18 protein-coding genes and 1 pseudogene are annotated in these 15,825 nt (G+C 62.7%); 10 read left to right on the forward strand and 9 right to left on the reverse strand.

The annotated features are described in order from the left end of the window. Positions 1–18 precede the first annotated feature (18 nt). The 7 genes and pseudogenes from ACEWPL_RS15770 (at position 19) to acs (ending at position 7,335) form a co-directional block, all read left to right on the forward strand. Positions 19–1,392 carry a substrate-binding protein gene (locus ACEWPL_RS15770; RefSeq protein ID WP_393929225.1) on the forward strand — a complete coding sequence of 458 codons (1,374 nt, stop codon included), beginning with the start codon at positions 19–21 and terminating at the stop codon, positions 1,390–1,392. Between the two features lie 135 nt (positions 1,393–1,527). Next, positions 1,528–2,559 (forward strand): branched-chain amino acid ABC transporter permease, encoded by a 1,032-nt coding sequence (locus ACEWPL_RS15775; protein ID WP_393929223.1) that lies wholly within the window; start codon positions 1,528–1,530, stop codon positions 2,557–2,559. A 4-nt stretch (positions 2,560–2,563) separates the two neighbouring features. Next, the gene (locus ACEWPL_RS15780; protein WP_393929221.1) at positions 2,564–3,754 is read left to right on the forward strand and encodes a branched-chain amino acid ABC transporter permease; all 1,191 of its coding nucleotides are present in this window, start codon (positions 2,564–2,566) and stop codon (positions 3,752–3,754) included. A gap of 114 nt (positions 3,755–3,868) precedes the next feature. After that, a pseudogene (locus tag ACEWPL_RS15785) lies at positions 3,869–4,237 on the forward strand (ATP-binding cassette domain-containing protein); the annotation flags it as partial. Between the two features lie 153 nt (positions 4,238–4,390). Next, the gene (locus ACEWPL_RS15790) at positions 4,391–4,525 is read left to right on the forward strand and encodes an ABC transporter ATP-binding protein C-terminal domain-containing protein (protein ID WP_420744357.1); all 135 of its coding nucleotides are present in this window, start codon (positions 4,391–4,393) and stop codon (positions 4,523–4,525) included. 42 nt (positions 4,526–4,567) lie between these two features. Continuing rightward, a complete protein-coding gene (locus ACEWPL_RS15795) occupies positions 4,568–5,323 on the forward strand; it encodes an ABC transporter ATP-binding protein (protein ID WP_393929217.1) in 756 nt (251 codons plus the stop codon). Positions 5,324–5,385: 62 nt separating this feature from the next. After that, the gene (gene acs, locus ACEWPL_RS15800) at positions 5,386–7,335 is read left to right on the forward strand and encodes an acetate--CoA ligase (protein WP_393929215.1); all 1,950 of its coding nucleotides are present in this window, start codon (positions 5,386–5,388) and stop codon (positions 7,333–7,335) included. A gap of 53 nt (positions 7,336–7,388) precedes the next feature. Here acs and queF read toward each other — a convergent pair whose 3' ends face one another. The 4 genes from queF to queC are packed head-to-tail and all read right to left on the reverse strand — an operon-like array spanning position 7,389 to position 9,646. After that, positions 7,389–7,853: a preQ(1) synthase gene (queF, locus tag ACEWPL_RS15805; protein WP_393929213.1), complete on the reverse strand. Its 465-nt coding sequence runs from the start codon at positions 7,851–7,853 to the stop codon at positions 7,389–7,391. Positions 7,854–7,871: 18 nt separating this feature from the next. Further along, positions 7,872–8,612, reverse strand: coding sequence for a 7-carboxy-7-deazaguanine synthase QueE (queE, locus tag ACEWPL_RS15810; RefSeq protein WP_393929211.1), 741 nt, complete (start codon positions 8,610–8,612; stop codon positions 7,872–7,874). Further along, a complete protein-coding gene (locus ACEWPL_RS15815; RefSeq protein ID WP_393929209.1) occupies positions 8,591–8,947 on the reverse strand; it encodes a 6-pyruvoyl trahydropterin synthase family protein in 357 nt (118 codons plus the stop codon). Before ACEWPL_RS15815 ends, queE begins: the two co-directional genes overlap by 22 nt. 3 nt (positions 8,948–8,950) lie before the next feature. Beyond that, positions 8,951–9,646, reverse strand: coding sequence for a 7-cyano-7-deazaguanine synthase QueC (queC, locus tag ACEWPL_RS15820; protein WP_393929207.1), 696 nt, complete (start codon positions 9,644–9,646; stop codon positions 8,951–8,953). Positions 9,647–9,863: 217 nt separating this feature from the next. Here queC and accB point away from each other — a divergent pair, with 217 nt between their 5' ends. Genes accB through aat form a run of 3 tightly spaced genes read left to right on the forward strand, consistent with a single transcriptional unit; the run spans position 9,864 to position 12,401 of the window. Further along, positions 9,864–10,361, forward strand: coding sequence for an acetyl-CoA carboxylase biotin carboxyl carrier protein (accB, locus tag ACEWPL_RS15825; protein ID WP_393929205.1), 498 nt, complete (start codon positions 9,864–9,866; stop codon positions 10,359–10,361). Between the two features lie 9 nt (positions 10,362–10,370). Then, the gene (gene accC, locus ACEWPL_RS15830; protein ID WP_393929203.1) at positions 10,371–11,720 is read left to right on the forward strand and encodes an acetyl-CoA carboxylase biotin carboxylase subunit; all 1,350 of its coding nucleotides are present in this window, start codon (positions 10,371–10,373) and stop codon (positions 11,718–11,720) included. Between the two features lie 21 nt (positions 11,721–11,741). Next, positions 11,742–12,401, forward strand: a complete 660-nt coding sequence (gene aat / locus ACEWPL_RS15835; protein WP_393929201.1) for a leucyl/phenylalanyl-tRNA--protein transferase — start codon at positions 11,742–11,744, stop codon at positions 12,399–12,401. On the opposite strand, the gene ACEWPL_RS15840 is transcribed toward aat, so the two are convergent. From ACEWPL_RS15840 to ACEWPL_RS15860, 5 genes are all read right to left on the reverse strand, one after another. Continuing rightward, a complete protein-coding gene (locus ACEWPL_RS15840; protein ID WP_393929199.1) occupies positions 12,356–12,712 on the reverse strand; it encodes a DUF2155 domain-containing protein in 357 nt (118 codons plus the stop codon). The two genes, aat and ACEWPL_RS15840, sit on opposite strands and share 46 nt — an antisense overlap. Beyond that, positions 12,709–13,173 carry an outer membrane lipid asymmetry maintenance protein MlaD gene (gene mlaD / locus ACEWPL_RS15845; RefSeq protein WP_393929197.1) on the reverse strand — a complete coding sequence of 155 codons (465 nt, stop codon included), beginning with the start codon at positions 13,171–13,173 and terminating at the stop codon, positions 12,709–12,711. The genes ACEWPL_RS15840 and mlaD overlap by 4 nt, the downstream gene beginning before the upstream one ends. 27 nt (positions 13,174–13,200) lie before the next feature. Further along, positions 13,201–13,584, reverse strand: a complete 384-nt coding sequence (locus tag ACEWPL_RS15850; RefSeq protein WP_393929289.1) for an NADH:ubiquinone oxidoreductase subunit NDUFA12 — start codon at positions 13,582–13,584, stop codon at positions 13,201–13,203. Between the two features lie 165 nt (positions 13,585–13,749). Next, on the reverse strand, positions 13,750–15,018 hold the full coding sequence (gene clpX / locus ACEWPL_RS15855) for an ATP-dependent Clp protease ATP-binding subunit ClpX (protein WP_393929195.1): 1,269 nt from the start codon (positions 15,016–15,018) through the stop codon (positions 13,750–13,752). A gap of 135 nt (positions 15,019–15,153) precedes the next feature. Continuing rightward, the gene (locus ACEWPL_RS15860; RefSeq protein WP_393929193.1) at positions 15,154–15,795 is read right to left on the reverse strand and encodes an ATP-dependent Clp protease proteolytic subunit; all 642 of its coding nucleotides are present in this window, start codon (positions 15,793–15,795) and stop codon (positions 15,154–15,156) included. Positions 15,796–15,825: the final 30 nt, after the last annotated feature.

Genomic DNA, 15,825 nt, shown 5'->3' on the forward strand with positions numbered 1-15,825 from the left:
TCATAAAGGGAGGATTCTATGTCCACATCCAACTTCACCCGTCGCGGTCTGCTCAAGACCAGCGCAGTCGCGGGCGCCGGCCTTGCGGTTCCGACGATCTTCACGGCCAGCAGCGTCGCGGCCTTCACCAACGATCCCACCGATGCCAGCAGCGTCACACTGGGCTTCAACGTGCCCCAATCCGGCCCCTATGCCGATGAGGGCGCGGACGAGTTGCGCGCTTACGAGCTGGCGGTCGAGCATCTGAACGGCGGCGGCGACGGCGGCATGATGAACACCTTCAGCTCCAAGGCGCTGCAGGGCAACGGCATCATGGGCAAGAAGGTGGAATACGTCACCGGCGACACCCAGACCAAATCGGACGCGGCGCGTGCCTCGGCCAAGTCGATGATCGAAAAGGATGGCGCTGTCGTCATCACCGGCGGCTCGTCCTCGGGCGTGGCCGTGGCTGTACAGGCCCTCTGCCAGGAGGCGGGCGTCATCTTCATGGCCGGCCTCACCCACTCGAACGACACGACCGGCAAGGACCGCAAGGCCAACGGTTTCCGTCACTTCTTCAACAGCTGGATGTCCGGCGCGGCGCTTGCGCCCGTTCTGGCGAATGCCTACGGCACCGACCGCAAGGCCTATCACCTGACCGCCGACTACAACTGGGGCTATACCACCGAGGAAGCGATCCGCAACTCGACCGAAGCCATGGGCTGGGAAACCGTCAACGCGGTCAAGACCCCGCTGACCCAGACCGACTTCAGCGCCTATATCACGCCCGTCCTGCAATCGGATGCCGATGTGCTGGTCCTGAACCACTACGGCGGCAACATGGTCAACTCGCTGACCAACGCCGTCCAGTTCGGCCTGCGCGACAAGATGGTCAACGACAAGAAGTTCGAGATCATCGTGCCGCTCTATTCCGAGCTGATGGCACGCGGCGCCGGCAAGAGCATCGCGGGCATCCTCGGCTCGCAAAACTGGGACTGGAAACTCGAGCGCGAAAAGGGTGACCGCTATGTCGGCACGGACGCCTTCGTCAAGTCCTTCGGCGAGAAGTTCGGCTTCCCGCCCAGCCAGGCGGCGCATACCTGCTACGTGCAGACCCTGCTCTATGCGGATGCGGTCGAGCGCGCGGGCAGCTTCAACCCCTGCGCCGTTGTCGAAGCCCTCGAGGGCTACGAGTTCGACGGTCTGGGCAGCGGCCCGACCCTCTACCGTGCCGAAGATCACCAGTGCTTCAAGGACGTTGTCGTCGTGCGCGGCAAGGAGAACCCCGAGAACGAATTCGACCTGGTCGAAATCGTCGAGGTGACCCCTGCCGATCAGGTGACCTACGCCCCCGACGCGCCCGAGTTCGGCGGCGCAGACGCGACCCTGGGCGAGTGCAACCCGGGCGCCTAAGCGCCTGGCGGCCCGCCCCCCTCAATGCTGGGGCGGGCCCCTTCTACCCTACTTCCCTGCGCGCCGGCCCCCTAGCGGCGGCCTGACCTGGCCACGCTATTTGGCCGGACTGATTTCTGACATGTGAGGCAGACGATGGATGCGATAATCCTGCAAATCCTCAATGGACTGGACAAGGGGTCAGCCTACGCGCTGATCGCCCTCGGCCTGACATTGATCTTCGGCACGCTGGGGGTGGTGAACTTCGCCCACGGCGCCCTGTTCATGATCGGTGCGTTCTGCGCCGTCACGCTCAGCCGCATCCTGACCTTTAGCCACGAGGTCGTCGACGAAACGCGCACGGACTTCCTGGGCAATCCCATGACGGTCGATGTGCCCTATATCTATGACATCGTGGGGCAAAGCGCGGGCGAATTCATGATCGACTGGGCCGTGCCGCTGTCGATCCTCTTTGCCATTCCCGTGATGATCGCGATCGGCGTCATCATGGAACGCGGCTTGATCAAGCATTTCTACAAGCGCCCACACGCAGACCAGATCCTGGTGACCTTTGGCCTCGCCATCGTGCTGCAGGAAATCATCAAGTATTTCTACGGCGCCAACCCGATCCCGACGCCGGCGCCCAGCGCGTTCCGCGGCTCGTTCGATTTCGGCGCATTCCTGGGAATGCAGGCCAATTCGATCATCTACCCCTACTGGCGCCTGGTCTATTTCGCCTTTGCCCTCGTCATCGTCGGCGGTGTCTTTGCCTTCCTGCGCTTTACCACCTTCGGGATGGTTGTGCGGGCCGGCATGGCCGACCGCGAGACGGTTGGATTGCTCGGCATCAACATCGACAAGCGGTTCACCATCATGTTCGGCATCGCCGCCGCTGTCGCCGGCCTTGCGGGGGTGATGTACACGCCCATCAACAGCCCCAACTACCACATGGGCATGGACTTCCTCGTCCTCAGCTTCGTCGTGGTCGTGGTGGGTGGCATGGGCAGCCTTGCAGGCGCGGTTCTGGCCGGGTTCCTTCTGGGCATCCTCGAGAGTTTCGCGTCCATGTCCGCCGTGCTCGAAGCCCTGCCGGGCATCAACCAGATCGTCATCTACCTGGTGGCTATCATCGTTTTGCTGACCCGCCCGCGCGGCCTGATGGGCCGCAAAGGCGTGATGGAGGATTAAGCCCATGCTGGGAATGACACGCAAAGACGCAATCCTGCTCGTGGTGGTTTCGGCCCTCGCGCTGCTGGCCCCCTTCATCCTGAACCCGTTTCCGGTGAACTCGAACATGGCGCAATTCAACGCAGGCTATCCTGACCTGATGCAGCGCTTCGTGATCTTCGGGATCTTCGCCATCGGCTTCAACATCCTCTTCGGCCTCACGGGCTATCTCAGCTTCGGCCATGCCGCCTTCCTCGGCGTCGGCAGCTATGCCGCGATCTGGATGATGAAGCTGCTGACGGCCAACATCATCCCCGGCATCATCATGTCGGTGATCGTGGCGGGCCTCTTTGCCCTCCTCGTTGGGTACATCTCGCTGCGGCGCTCGGGTATCTACTTCTCGATCCTGACGCTGGCCTTTGCGCAGATGTCCTATGCGCTGGCCTATTCGGTGCTGACGCCGATCACCGGCGGCGAGACGGGCCTGCAGCTGAAGCTGAACGACGCGCGCATTCTGGACGGGGCGCTTGAGCCGGGCAACCGGGCCCATGCCAACCTCTTCGGCCTCGACATGACGGCCACCCACGACATGATGGTCGGCGCATGGCAATTCACCTTCAACGCGGGCTATTACATCGCCGCGATCATCATGGTTCTGGCCTTTTACCTGTCGATCCGCATCTTCCGGTCGCCCTTTGGCATGATGCTGCGCGCGATCAAGTGCAACAACACCCGCATGACCTATACGGGCCTCAATGCGCGCCCCTATGCGCTGGCCGCCTTCGTCATTTCCGGCATGTATGCCGGCCTCGCCGGTGGCCTGATGGTCGCGATGGATACGCAGGTGGGCCCCGAGCGGATGTTCTGGACCGCCTCCGGCGAGGTTGTCCTGATGACCATCCTCGGCGGTGCGGGCACCCTCATCGGCCCGGTCCTGGGCGCTGGCCTGATCAAGTACATGGAAAACATCGTGTCCAAGATCAACAGCGGCGTCCTGCATGACTGGTTCTACTGGATGCCCGACGGGCTCGAGGATTTCGTGATCACCCTGATCTATCCGTTCGTCGGCAAGGGCTGGCACCTGACACTGGGCATCGTCTTCATGCTCGTCGTCATCTTCCTGCCCGGCGGTCTGGTCGAAGGGGGGCAGCGCATCCGCCGCCTTCTTCAGGGCAAGCGCGCCAAGCCCTCCAAACAAACCTCTCCGGCAGAATAAGGAAACGCAGCCATGGGCATTCTAGAAGTCAAGAACGTCAACAAGCGTTTCGGCGGTCTGCAGGCGCTGGGGGACGTGAACCTCAGCATCGCGGAGAACACCGTGCACGCCATCATCGGCCCCAACGGGGCCGGCAAATCCACCCTGCTGAACGTGCTGGTGGGCAAGCTGATCCCCGATACCGGATCGGTCAGCTTTGACGGGCAGTCCGTCCTCGGGCGCAAGCCCTACGAGATCAACCAGATGGGCATTTCCCGCGTCTTCCAGACGCCCGAGATCTTCGGCGATCTGACGGTGCTGGAAAACATGATGATCCCGATCTTTGCCAAGCGCGACGGCGCGTTCCGCATGCATGCCATCGAAAGCGTCGGCAGCGAGCGGGGCGTGGTGGAGCAGGCCGAGCACATGCTGGAAAGCCTCGGCATGGCCGACCAGCGGCACAACCACTCCGCCTCGATGTCGCGCGGCAACAAGCGCCGCCTCGAAATCGGCATGTGCCTTGCGCAAGAGCCCCGCCTTCTGCTGCTGGACGAGCCGACGGCCGGCATGGCGCGGGCTGACACCAACAACACGATCGACCTGCTCAAGCAGATCAAGCAGGAGCGGGACATCACCATCGCCATCATCGAGCATGACATGCACGTCGTGTTCTCCCTGGCCGAACGGATCACCGTCCTGGCACAGGGCACCCCGCTGGTCGAGGATACGCCGGACAACATCAAGGGCCACCCCAAGGTGCGCGAAGCTTACTTGGGCGAAACCGCCGCCTAAGGCCGCGCCACCCCGGATGATGCCCCCGAGAGGACAAATAACATGACCGAACGACCCGACTTTTCCCGCAATGCCAACCACGCCGCTACAGCGCCCGCCTTTCTGTCGGTCTGGGGGATGCAGGCCTATTACGGCGAAAGCTATATCGTGCAGGATATCAGCTTCAACGTGCACGAGGGCGAGATCCTCGCCCTTCTGGGCCGCAACGGTGCGGGCAAGACGACCACGCTGCGCGCCATCGCGCGCATGGACAACCCGCAGTTGAATCATGGCGAGATCTGGCTGGACCACCAGCCGCTGCACAAGATGAAAAGCCACGAGGCCGCCGTCGCCGGAATCGGCCTCGTGCCGGAGGACCGTTGCATCATCCCCGGCCTTACCGTCGAGGAGAATCTGCAACTGGCGCAGATCGCGCCGCCTATCGGCTGGTCGATCGAACGCCTCTACGATCTCTTCCCCCGCCTCGCCGAGCGCCGCACCCAGGAAGGCGTGACCCTTTCGGGCGGCGAGCAGCAGATGCTGGCCGTGGCCCGCGCCCTGGCGCGCGACATCAAGGTACTTTTGCTGGACGAACCTTACGAGGGTCTCGCGCCGGTCATCGTCGACGAGATCGAGAAGACGCTCCGCATTATCAAGGAGCAGGGCATCACCACGATCCTCGTCGAGCAGAACGCCGTTCGCGCGCTCAACCTGTCGGACCGAGCAGTGATCCTTGACACTGGCGGCATCGTCTTTGACGGTAGTGCTGCCGAGGTGTTGAACAACGAGAAATTGCGCGCAGAATACCTGGCGATCTGATTGCCCGCATGCCCGTGATCCCTACACGCTGCTCGCATCCCTAGCTTTGAGAGGTCAAACCCATGTCCGACAAAACATACCCGCCCACGCCGGAATTCGCGAAATCCGCGCATATCAACGCAGCAAAATACGACGAGATGTATGCGGCATCGATCAAGGATCCCGATGCATTCTGGAAGGACCAAGCCCAGAATCTGGACTGGATCGAGCCCTTTTCAGTGGTCAAGAATGCGTCTTTCCAACACGGTAAGGTTGATATCCGCTGGTTCGAGGATGGCGTTCTGAACGTCGCCGCCAACTGCATTGACCGGCATCTCAAGACGCGCGGCGGCCAGACAGCCATCATCTGGGAGCCGGACGATCCGGAAACCCCCGCGCAGCACATCACCTACAAAGAGCTGCACGAAAAGGTGAACCGTTTCGCCAACGTCCTGCTGAGCCAGGGCATCATGCGCGGCGACCGTGTGGTGATCTACCTTCCGATGATCCCCGAGGCAGCCTATGCGATGCTGGCCTGCGCGCGGATCGGCGCGGTCCATTCCATCGTCTTTGCAGGATTCAGCCCCGACGCATTGGCCAACCGCATCAACAATTCGGGCGCCAAGGTGGTCATCACCGCTGACGAGGCGCCCCGCGGCGGGCGCAAGACGGCGTTGAAATCCAATACCGACGCGGCGCTTCTGCACTGCTCGGACAAAGTGCGTTGCCTCGTGGTCAAGCATACCGGTGGCCAGACCACCTGGATCAACGGGCGCGACGTCGACGTCAAGGCGCAGATGGAGCATGCCAGCCCCGATTGCCCCGCGCGCCCGATGAAGGCCGAGGACCCACTCTTCGTCCTCTACACCTCCGGGTCGACCGGGCAGCCCAAGGGCGTCGTGCACAGCTCGGCCGGGTATCTTCTCTATGCGAGCCTCACGCATAAATACGTCTTCGATTATCACGAGGGCGATGTTTTCTGGTGCACCGCCGATGTCGGCTGGGTCACGGGCCACAGCTATATCGTCTATGGACCGCTCGCCAATGGCGCCACGACCGTCATGTTCGAGGGTGTGCCGACCTATCCCGATGCCAGCCGCTTCTGGCAGGTCTGCGAAAAGCACAAGGTCAATCAATTCTACACCGCGCCGACAGCTATTCGTGCCCTGATGGGCCAGGGCAAGGAATTCGTCGAGAAATGCGATCTGAGCGATCTCAAGGTGCTGGGCACCGTGGGCGAGCCGATCAACCCCGAAGCGTGGAACTGGTACAATGACGTCGTCGGCAAGGGCACGCGCCCCATCGTCGACACCTGGTGGCAGACCGAGACGGGCGGCCATCTGATGACCCCCCTGCCCGGCGCGACGCCTACCAAGCCCGGCAGCTGCACCAAGCCTTTCTTCGGGATCGAGCCTGTCATCCTCGACCCGCAGACCGGCAAGGAGCAGACCGAGACCGAGGCTTCCGGCGTTCTGTGCATCAAGAGCAGCTGGCCCGGCCAGATGCGTACGGTCTTTGGCGATCATGACCGGTTCGAACAGACCTATTTCTCGGACTATAAAGGTTATTATTTCACCGGCGACGGATGCCGCCGCGATGCGGATGGCTATTACTGGATCACCGGCCGCGTCGATGACGTGATCAACGTCTCGGGCCACCGGATGGGCACAGCCGAGGTGGAATCCGCGCTTGTCGCCCATGCCGATGTCGCCGAGGCCGCCGTCGTCGGCTATCCGCACGATATCAAGGGCCAGGGCATCTACGCGTATGTCACCCTGATGAACGAGGTCGAGCCGTCAGACGAGCTCCGCAAGGAACTGGAGAAGTGGGTCCGGACCGAGATCGGCCCCATTGCCAAGCCCGACCTCATTCAATGGGCGCCGGGCCTGCCCAAGACCCGCTCGGGCAAGATCATGCGCCGCATCCTGCGCAAGATCGCCGAGGATGATTTCGGTGCGCTTGGCGACACCTCGACGCTGGCCGACCCCTCGGTCGTGGACGACCTGATCGAGAACCGAATGAACCGCAAGTAAAACGAAACGCCCCGCGATACCCTCGCGGGGCGCAAAGATTTCGGCGAAACGTCCTAGCCTCGCCCGCGATAGGGCGGCACGCCCTGATCCGGAATCCAGACCCCTTCAGGCATCTCGCCCGACTGCCAGAACACATCGATCGGAATGCCGCCGCGCGGATACCAGTAGCCGCCGATGCGCAGCCATTTGGCTTCGGTGAACTCGGCGATACGGCGCCCGATGCTGACGGTGCAATCCTCATGAAACGCGCCGTGATTGCGGAAACTGCCCAGGTAAAGCTTCAGCGATTTCGACTCGACCAGCCAGTCGCCCGGCACGTAGTCGATCACGAGATGCGCAAAGTCAGGCTGTCCGGTCATCGGGCAAAGCGACGTGAACTCGGGCGCGACGAAGCGCACATTATAGAGCACATCGGCCTGCGGATTCTTGACCCGCTCAAGCTCGGCCTTGGACGGATCGTCCGGAAGGGCGCTGTTCGCGCCCAGCTGCTTGAGATCCTTGTAGATATTCTCGCTCATACGCTCTCCTCCGGCGGCTCAGACGCCGCGCTTGTTTCCCCATAGCATCACATGCAGTTGCGGCAGCACGCGCGCCGCGTGCCAGTGATCCGCGATGACCCGGTCCACCAGCCAGCGCATGCGCGCATCGATGCCCTCCTGATCGACGGCCCAGCTGTCATCCTCGGGCGGCGGCGGCGTGTGATTGCCGGGCTGCAGGTAGATCGGCAGACCCGGGTGGCGCGCCGCCACGTCCCGCGCATAGGCATAGTCGGCCTCATCGAAGACCACGATCTTCACCACCGTTGGCGCGCCCTTGGCAGCATCAACGCAGTCCTGCAAAATGGCCCAATCCGTCTCCATCTCTGACGAAGGCGGCTTGGGGCTGAGCACCAGCATGTCGAGCTGCGCAAACCAGTCCCGCGCGACCGAGCCTTGCGTCTCGATGGCAAAGCGGTAGCCCTCGGCGCGGCCCTTCTCGATCAGATCGCCCATCGGCTGAATCGCCGGGTTTCCGCCCGAGAGCGTCACGGTCAGCGGCACCCCGCCCGACAGGCGGCGGACCTCGTCCATGACCGCGCCCGCGCGCATCGGCGCCCATGTATGGCGATATTCACTCTCCACCGCATGAAGGCTGTCACACCACACGCAGCGAAAATCGCATCCGCCCGTGCGCACGAATACCGTCGGCACACCGATCAGCGCGCCTTCGCCCTGAATGGTCGGCCCAAAGATCTCGGAGATGCGCAAAACCTCGCTCACGGCCGATACTCGGCCCATGTCTTGGGCGTCTCGCTGATCTTGACGGCGGCGGTTTCGGGCCAGCGGGCGGCGCACCAGTCATAAAGGTGCTTGGCCATCCGCTCGGCGGTCACGCAATCATCGCCCAGCACGTCGTTGAGATGCCGATGATCCAGCTCGTCGTCGATATAGCGCTTGAGCGGCGCCAGCTCGAGATAGTCGCGCACAAAGCCATGAGCGTTCAGCGTCTTGGACGCCAACTCCACCACGGCGATGTAGTTATGCCCATGCAGGCGCGCGCATTGATGATCCTCAGGCAGACCGAAGAGCTGATGCGAAGCCGAGAAATGGAATTCCTTGGTGATGCGGTACATCGGCTACTCCTCTGTCCCGGTCGCGGCGCGCCAATAATCGGGATCGGCATAGACAGTCGGATCCTCGACGCCCGCCAGATAAAACGCCTCGCGCCGCTCGACGCAGGTGCCGCAGCGCCCGCAATGCAAATCGCCGCCCTTGTAGCAGGACCATGTCTCGGCAAAGGGCGTGCCATGCTTCGCGCCGTCGACCGCGATATCGGCCTTGGAGCCATGTACATAGGGCGTCAGCAGCCGCACATCGGCATAGCCGTCCATCGCGAAATCCTCCATCGCCTGAAAGGCGGCGATGAAATCGGGGCGGCAATCGGGATAGATGAAGTGATCCCCCCCATGCACGGCGGTCGCGACCGCATCCACCTTTTGCGCGGCGGCTATGCCGAAGGCGATGGTCAGCATGATCGCGTTGCGATTGGGCACGACAGTGATCTTCATCGTCTCTTCGGCATAGTGCCCGTCCGGCACCTCGATATCATCCGTCAAGGCGCTGCCGCTGAGCGCCGCGCCGATGGCGCCGATGTCGATGACATGATGCGGCACGCCAAGGCGGCGCGCGCAGAGCGCCGCGAAATCCAGCTCCTTGGCGTGGCGCTGACCGTAATTGAACGACAAGAGCGCATGCAACTCGCCCGAGGCGGCATAGCGATGCGCCAATGCAACCGAATCCATCCCGCCGGAGCAGATGACTATGACCTTCATATCTCGTCCTTGTTTTGAGCGGGTAGGCTGCGACCGCATGGAATTCATCCGCATTTAAGGCCAGAGCCGGTCCAAGGCAACCCGCAGGCCGCGCAGGCGCCCTGCCGCCCGGCGCGCCGCCCTAACACAAACCCGGTTTTCTATGCCGCACGCATGCCATATAAGCGGCAAAAATCACAATGCGCCAAGACGGGCGCAAGCCCTTTGAGGATCAACGATGCCCAAGAAATCGCATGACGACGACGTCGCCTTCATCAAGGCGCTGGCCGAACTCCTGAACGAGAACGACCTGACCGAGCTTCAGGTCAAGCGCGATTATGGCGAGGATGACAGCCTGAACGTCCGCGTCAGCCGCCGGGGGGACCCCGCGCCGCAGCAGCATTTTGCCGCCCCCGCGCCCATGCCGCAGCCCCATATCCCCGGCGCCCCGGCGCCCGCTACGGCTTCCGCGCCAGCGCAGGGCGAGGATCCGGCCAGCCATCCCGGCGCCGTCACGTCGCCCATGGTCGGCACGGTCTATACCCAGGCCGAGCCGGGCGCGCCCGCCTTCGTGTCCGTGGGTGACAAGGTCAGCGAGGGCGACACGCTGCTGATCATCGAGGCAATGAAGACGATGAACCATATCCCCGCCCCGCGCGGCGGCACGGTCAAGCGGATCCTCGTCGAGGATGGCGGCGCCGTGGAATACGGCGCCCCCCTGATGATCATCGAGTAAGGCAAACCCATGTTCGACAAGATCCTGATCGCCAACCGGGGCGAGATCGCCCTGAGGGTCATCCGCGCCGCGCGCGAGATGGGCATTCACAGCGTCGCCGTCCATTCGACCGCCGATGCCGATGCGATGCATGTGCGCATGGCGGATGAGAGCGTGTGCATCGGCCCCCCGGCAAGCACCGACAGCTACCTGTCGATCCCCGCGATCATCGCGGCCTGCGAGGTGACGGGCGCGCAGGCGATCCATCCGGGCTATGGCTTTCTGTCCGAAAACGCGGCCTTCGTGCAGATCGTCGAGGATCACGGCCTGACCTTCATCGGCCCCACCGCCGAGCATATCCGCGTCATGGGCGACAAGATCACCGCCAAGGACACGATGCGGGAGCTGGGCGTGCCTTGCGTGCCGGGCAGCGAGGGCGGCGTGCCGACCCTTGCCGAGGCCAAGCGCATCGGCGAAGAGATCGGCTATCCCGTGATCATCAAGGCCACCGCCGGCGGTGGCGGCAAGGGCATGAAGGTGGCGCAGAACGCCGCCGAGATGGAGCGCGCCTTCCAGACCGCCCGCGCCGAGGGCAAGTCGAACTTCGGCAATGACGAAGTCTACATCGAGAAGTACCTGACCACGCCACGCCATATCGAGATTCAGGTCTTTGGCGATGGCAAAGGCCGCGCCGTGCATCTGGGCGAGCGGGACTGCTCGCTGCAGCGCCGCCACCAGAAGGTCTTTGAGGAGGCGCCCGGCCCTACGATCACCCAGGAAGAGCGCGACCGTATCGGCAAGATCTGCGCCGATGCCGTGGCGCGCATCAACTATACCGGCGCGGGCACCATCGAGTTCCTCTACGAGAACGGCGAGTTCTACTTCATCGAAATGAACACGCGCCTGCAGGTCGAGCATCCGGTGACCGAGGCCATTTTCGGCGTCGATCTGGTGCGCGAGCAGATCCGCGTGGCCGCCGGTCTCGAGATGGATTTCCAACAGGACGAGTTGAATATCACCGGCCATGCCATCGAGGTGCGCATCAACGCCGAAAAACTGCCCGAGTTTGCCCCCCGCCCCGGCCGGATCACGCAGTTTCATGCGCCCGGCGGCCTTGGCGTGCGGATGGACAGCGCGCTCTACGATGGCTATTCGATCCCGCCCTATTACGACTCGCTGATCGGCAAGCTGATCGTGCATGGCGCTGACCGGCCAGCCGCTCTTGCCCGGCTCAATCGCGCCCTGGGCGAGTTGATCGTGGACGGCGTCGACACCACCGTGCCTCTCTTTCACGCGCTGCTGCAAAATGGGGATATCCAGACCGGCGACTATAATATTCACTGGCTGGAGCATTGGCTGGAGACCAATCTGCGAGGCTAGGGAAGCATCTGAGAGGGCGGCATGAAGGACAGCGATTTTTCACTGACGGCCGACCTTCTGCTTCATGCCTATGCCTCGGGCATATTTCCGATGTCCGAGGGGCGCGATGATCCCGAGATCTTCTGGGTTGATCCGCGCCGCCGCGGTGTTGTTCCGCTGAATGGCCTGCATATCTCGCGCAGCCTGGCCAAGAGGATGCGGCGCGGCGTCTATGAGGTGTCACTGAATGCCGATTTCGCCGGCGTCGTCGATGCCTGCGCCGACCGGGACGAGACGTGGATCAATCGCGAAATCCGCAGTCAATACATCATGCTGCATGAGATGGGTCATGCTCATTCGCTGGAGATATGGTCCCAAGGGGCGCTGATGGGCGGGGTCTACGGCGTGACGCTTGGCGCGGCATTTTTCGGCGAGAGCATGTTTTCACGCGGCACGGACGGGTCGAAACTGGCGCTCGTGCATCTGGTCGATCATCTGAGACACTGCGGCTTTACACTCTTCGACACGCAATTCCTGACAGAGCATCTGGCCAGCCTTGGCGCGATCGAGATCAGCCGCGCCGCCTACCGCCGGGACTTGTCGCTGGCGCTGCAAACACCCGCCCAGATCACGCGGGTGCCGCTGGATCCCTCGCCCTACTCGGTCCTGCAGCGCAGCACCCAAACGTCGAATCGCGGGTGATCCAGCGCGTTGAGGGCGGGCGAGGATGCGATCATCCAGCCCGAGAAGATCGGCTCCCCATTGCCCTCATCGCGAATCGTAAGAAACGCAAAGGCGTCCGCCGCCGGATCTCCCTGGGGATAGCGGCATTCCTTCAGCTCGACCGTCAGCGGCCCTATCCGGGCCTGCTCACCTGGTTGCAACGTCATGTCGATGATGTCGCCTGACACCTTCTCGAGGCCGCGCAGCACCGCGCCGGTGCCGAGCGAAGCATTTTCCTGCGCCGCCCCCATGACAGGCAGCAGGGCCAGAGCGAGAGCCGCCAGTCTCATTCTGCCGGCGCTCCGCCGCTATCATCGCCACCAACGAATTTCATCAGCAGCGACACGAGGCTTACAGACCCTTGGGTGAATTCGATCTGGTCGCCGGGCGCGAAATACATGGGCGAGCCGCCCGGCAGGATCTCGACATAGTTGCCGCCCAGCAGCCCCTCGGATGAGATCGCCAGCGCGCTGTCATCGGGCACGTCGATGCCCTCGGCCACGCTGATCGTGGTGCCCGCGCGGTAGGTCTGCGGATCGAGCGCCATGGACGTCACGCGGCCCACCTTGACGCCCGCAAGGCGCACGTCGGTACCTACCGTGATCCCGTCGGCCGAGCGGAAGCTGGCGCTCAGCTCATAGCTATCACCCCCCGCCGAGGCGCCGGTCAGCTTGCCCGCATAAACGACAAAGCCGATGGCCACGGCCAGCACGAAGGCGCCCACGAAGATTTCGCTCTTGTTTTCAGTCATGTCCGCTCTCTGCCCTGATGCCGCGCTTTATTCGGGGCGCCATGCCTCGTAGTCGCTGCGCGGCTTCGGCTCGCTGCGGCGGATGGATCCGGCGGGCGCATAGGCCAGCGCTGTTCCGGTCAGGTTTTCCAGATGCGGCTTTTCCCAGCTCTGATGCGGCAGCGGCGACTCCGTTGGCGGATCCTGATAGGTGTGATGCAGCCAGCCATGCCATTCGGGGCTCACGCGGCTCGCCTCGGCCTCGCCGTTGTAGATCACCCAGCGGCGATCTCCGTCCTTGGAGTGGTAAAAGATGTTGCCCTGCGCGTCTTCACCCACCTTGACGCCCCGGCGCCAGGTATAAAGCTGAGTGTTGAGGGTCTGGCCGTGCCACCAGGTGACGGCGCGCAGCAGCGAGTTGAGAATGCCCATGTCGTCCTCCTCGGGGTCGGTCCCCCTGATATGGCGCATCACCGCGCAAAGGTCCAGTGGGGGCGGCGCAGGAAAGCGGCGGATCAGTGGCATGTCGCCCGCCGAAATGACAAAGGGCAGACCTGTCATGGTCTGCCCTTGCCTCTTGCGATTACGACTGGCTTTTCAGCCTGCCGACGCGCCTTCTTTCTTGGCGGTCTCGGCGTAGATCATCAGGGGCTTGGCGTCGGATGTGACGGCCTCCTCGTTGACGACCACCTCCTCGACATTCTCCATGCTGGGTAGCTCGAACATCGTATCCAGCAGGATATCCTCAAGGATCGAGCGCAGACCCCGTGCGCCTGTCTTGCGCAGGATCGCGCGCTTGGCGATGGCCGTCAGCGCGTCGTCGGTAAAGGTCAGTTGCGCGTTCTCCAGCTCGAAAAGGCGCTGATACTGCTTGACCAGCGCGTTCTTGGGCTGGGTCAGGATGGTGATCAGCGCGTCCTCGTCCAGATCCTCGAGCGTCGCGATCACCGGCAGACGGCCCACGAATTCGGGGATCAGGCCGAATTTCAGCAGATCTTCCGGCTCGAGATCCTTGAAGACCTCCCCGATGCCGCGATCGTCCTTGTCGCGCACATCCGCGCCAAAGCCCATCGCGCTGCCCTTGCCGCGCGCCGCGATGATCTTGTCGAGGCCGGCAAAGGCACCGCCGCAGATGAAGAGGATGTTCGTCGTGTCCACCTGCAGGAACTCCTGCTGCGGATGCTTGCGCCCGCCCTGCGGCGGCACTGCGGCCACGGTGCCTTCCATCAGCTTCAGCAGCGCCTGCTGCACGCCCTCGCCCGAGACGTCGCGGGTAATCGACGGGTTTTCAGATTTGCGGGTGATCTTGTCGACCTCGTCGATATAGACAATGCCGCGCTGCGCGCGCTCGACATTGTACTCGCTTGCCTGCAGCAGCTTGAGGATGATGTTCTCGACATCCTCGCCCACGTAACCGGCCTCGGTCAGCGTGGTCGCGTCGGCCATGGTAAACGGCACATCCAGAATGCGCGCCAGCGTCTGCGCCAGCAACGTCTTGCCGCATCCGGTGGGGCCGATCAGCATGATGTTGGATTTCTGCAGCTCGATATCGCCGGACTTGCCCGAGTTGTTCAGACGTTTGTAGTGATTGTGAACGGCGACCGAGAGCACGCGCTTGGCGGTGAACTGACCGATCACGTAATCGTCCAGAACGTCGCAAATCTCGCGCGGGGCGGGCACGCCTTCGGAGGATTTCAGGCCCGCGCTGCGGGTTTCCTCGCGTATGATATCCATGCACAGCTCGACACATTCGTCGCAAATGAAAACGGTCGGCCCCGCAATCAACTTGCGCACTTCATGCTGACTTTTGCCACAAAAGCTGCAGTAAAGAGTGTTCTTGCTGTCGCTGCCTGAACTATTCGACATGTTCTACCTTTCGGGCGGTGCGTTGCAAATCGGGGCCCGAATGCGGGGGACGGGCCGCCGTGGCGTTTAGCTTATGGCAGGCACCGGGCGGCGACAATCGCAAAATGCCGCGCCGCCCGGAGGGCGCCTCTACCCTCAGGACTTCGGCTTGTCGTCCTCTTCGGGCTTGATCCGATTCTCGACGATCTCGTCGATAAGCCCCCATTTCTTGGCTTCTTCGGGCGACATGAAATTGTCGCGCTCCAGCGCCTCCTCGACCTTTTTCAGGGTCTGTCCGGTATGTTTGACATAGATCTCGTTGAGGCGCTTTTTCAGCTTCAGAGTCTCTTCGGCGTGAATCATAATATCCGTCGCCTGGCCCTGGTAGCCGCCCGAGGGCTGGTGCACCATGATCCGTGAATTCGGCAGCGAGAAGCGCATGCCCGGCGCGCCCGCCGTCAGCAGCAGCGAGCCCATCGAGGCCGCCTGACCGATGACCAGCGTCGACACCTTGGGCCGAATATACTGCATCGTGTCGTAGATCGACAGTCCGCTCGTCACCACGCCGCCGGGGCTGTTGATATACATGCTGATTTCCTTCGACGGATTCTCCGCCTCCAGATGCAACAGTTGCGCAACGATAAGGCTGGACATGCCGTCATGAACGGGTCCGTTCAGAAAGATGATGCGCTCTTTCAGCAGGCGCGAGAAGATGTCGTAGGCACGCTCGCCCCGGCTGGTCTGTTCGACCACCATCGGCACGAGGGTGTTCATGTAGGTGTCCATCGGGTCTGTCATAATCCGCCTTGCATGCTGGTAGTTGCGTCC

It is taken from the genome of Roseovarius roseus (assembly GCF_043355935.2).
Classification (GTDB): Bacteria; Pseudomonadota; Alphaproteobacteria; order Rhodobacterales; family Rhodobacteraceae; genus Roseovarius; species Roseovarius roseus.

Excerpts from the sequence above, each read along its gene's own strand:
- ACEWPL_RS15770 (WP_393929225.1), top strand. The coding sequence starts at position 19 with ATGTCCACATCCAACTTCACCCGTCGCGGTCTGCTCAAGACCAGCGCA.
- ACEWPL_RS15775 (WP_393929223.1), top strand. The coding sequence starts at position 1,528 with ATGGATGCGATAATCCTGCAAATCCTCAATGGACTGGACAAGGGGTCA.
- ACEWPL_RS15780 (WP_393929221.1), top strand. The coding sequence starts at position 2,564 with ATGCTGGGAATGACACGCAAAGACGCAATCCTGCTCGTGGTGGTTTCG.
- ACEWPL_RS15790 (WP_420744357.1), top strand. The coding sequence starts at position 4,391 with ATGCACGTCGTGTTCTCCCTGGCCGAACGGATCACCGTCCTGGCACAG.
- ACEWPL_RS15795 (WP_393929217.1), top strand. The coding sequence starts at position 4,568 with ATGACCGAACGACCCGACTTTTCCCGCAATGCCAACCACGCCGCTACA.
- acs (WP_393929215.1), top strand. The coding sequence starts at position 5,386 with ATGTCCGACAAAACATACCCGCCCACGCCGGAATTCGCGAAATCCGCG.
- queF (WP_393929213.1), bottom strand. The coding sequence starts at position 7,853 with ATGAGCGAGAATATCTACAAGGATCTCAAGCAGCTGGGCGCGAACAGC.
- queE (WP_393929211.1), bottom strand. The coding sequence starts at position 8,612 with ATGGGCCGAGTATCGGCCGTGAGCGAGGTTTTGCGCATCTCCGAGATC.
- ACEWPL_RS15815 (WP_393929209.1), bottom strand. The coding sequence starts at position 8,947 with ATGTACCGCATCACCAAGGAATTCCATTTCTCGGCTTCGCATCAGCTC.
- queC (WP_393929207.1), bottom strand. The coding sequence starts at position 9,646 with ATGAAGGTCATAGTCATCTGCTCCGGCGGGATGGATTCGGTTGCATTG.
- accB (WP_393929205.1), top strand. The coding sequence starts at position 9,864 with ATGCCCAAGAAATCGCATGACGACGACGTCGCCTTCATCAAGGCGCTG.
- accC (WP_393929203.1), top strand. The coding sequence starts at position 10,371 with ATGTTCGACAAGATCCTGATCGCCAACCGGGGCGAGATCGCCCTGAGG.
- aat (WP_393929201.1), top strand. The coding sequence starts at position 11,742 with ATGAAGGACAGCGATTTTTCACTGACGGCCGACCTTCTGCTTCATGCC.
- ACEWPL_RS15840 (WP_393929199.1), bottom strand. The coding sequence starts at position 12,712 with ATGAGACTGGCGGCTCTCGCTCTGGCCCTGCTGCCTGTCATGGGGGCG.
- mlaD (WP_393929197.1), bottom strand. The coding sequence starts at position 13,173 with ATGACTGAAAACAAGAGCGAAATCTTCGTGGGCGCCTTCGTGCTGGCC.
- ACEWPL_RS15850 (WP_393929289.1), bottom strand. The coding sequence starts at position 13,584 with ATGGGCATTCTCAACTCGCTGCTGCGCGCCGTCACCTGGTGGCACGGC.
- clpX (WP_393929195.1), bottom strand. The coding sequence starts at position 15,018 with ATGTCGAATAGTTCAGGCAGCGACAGCAAGAACACTCTTTACTGCAGC.
- ACEWPL_RS15860 (WP_393929193.1), bottom strand. The coding sequence starts at position 15,795 with ATGACAGACCCGATGGACACCTACATGAACACCCTCGTGCCGATGGTG.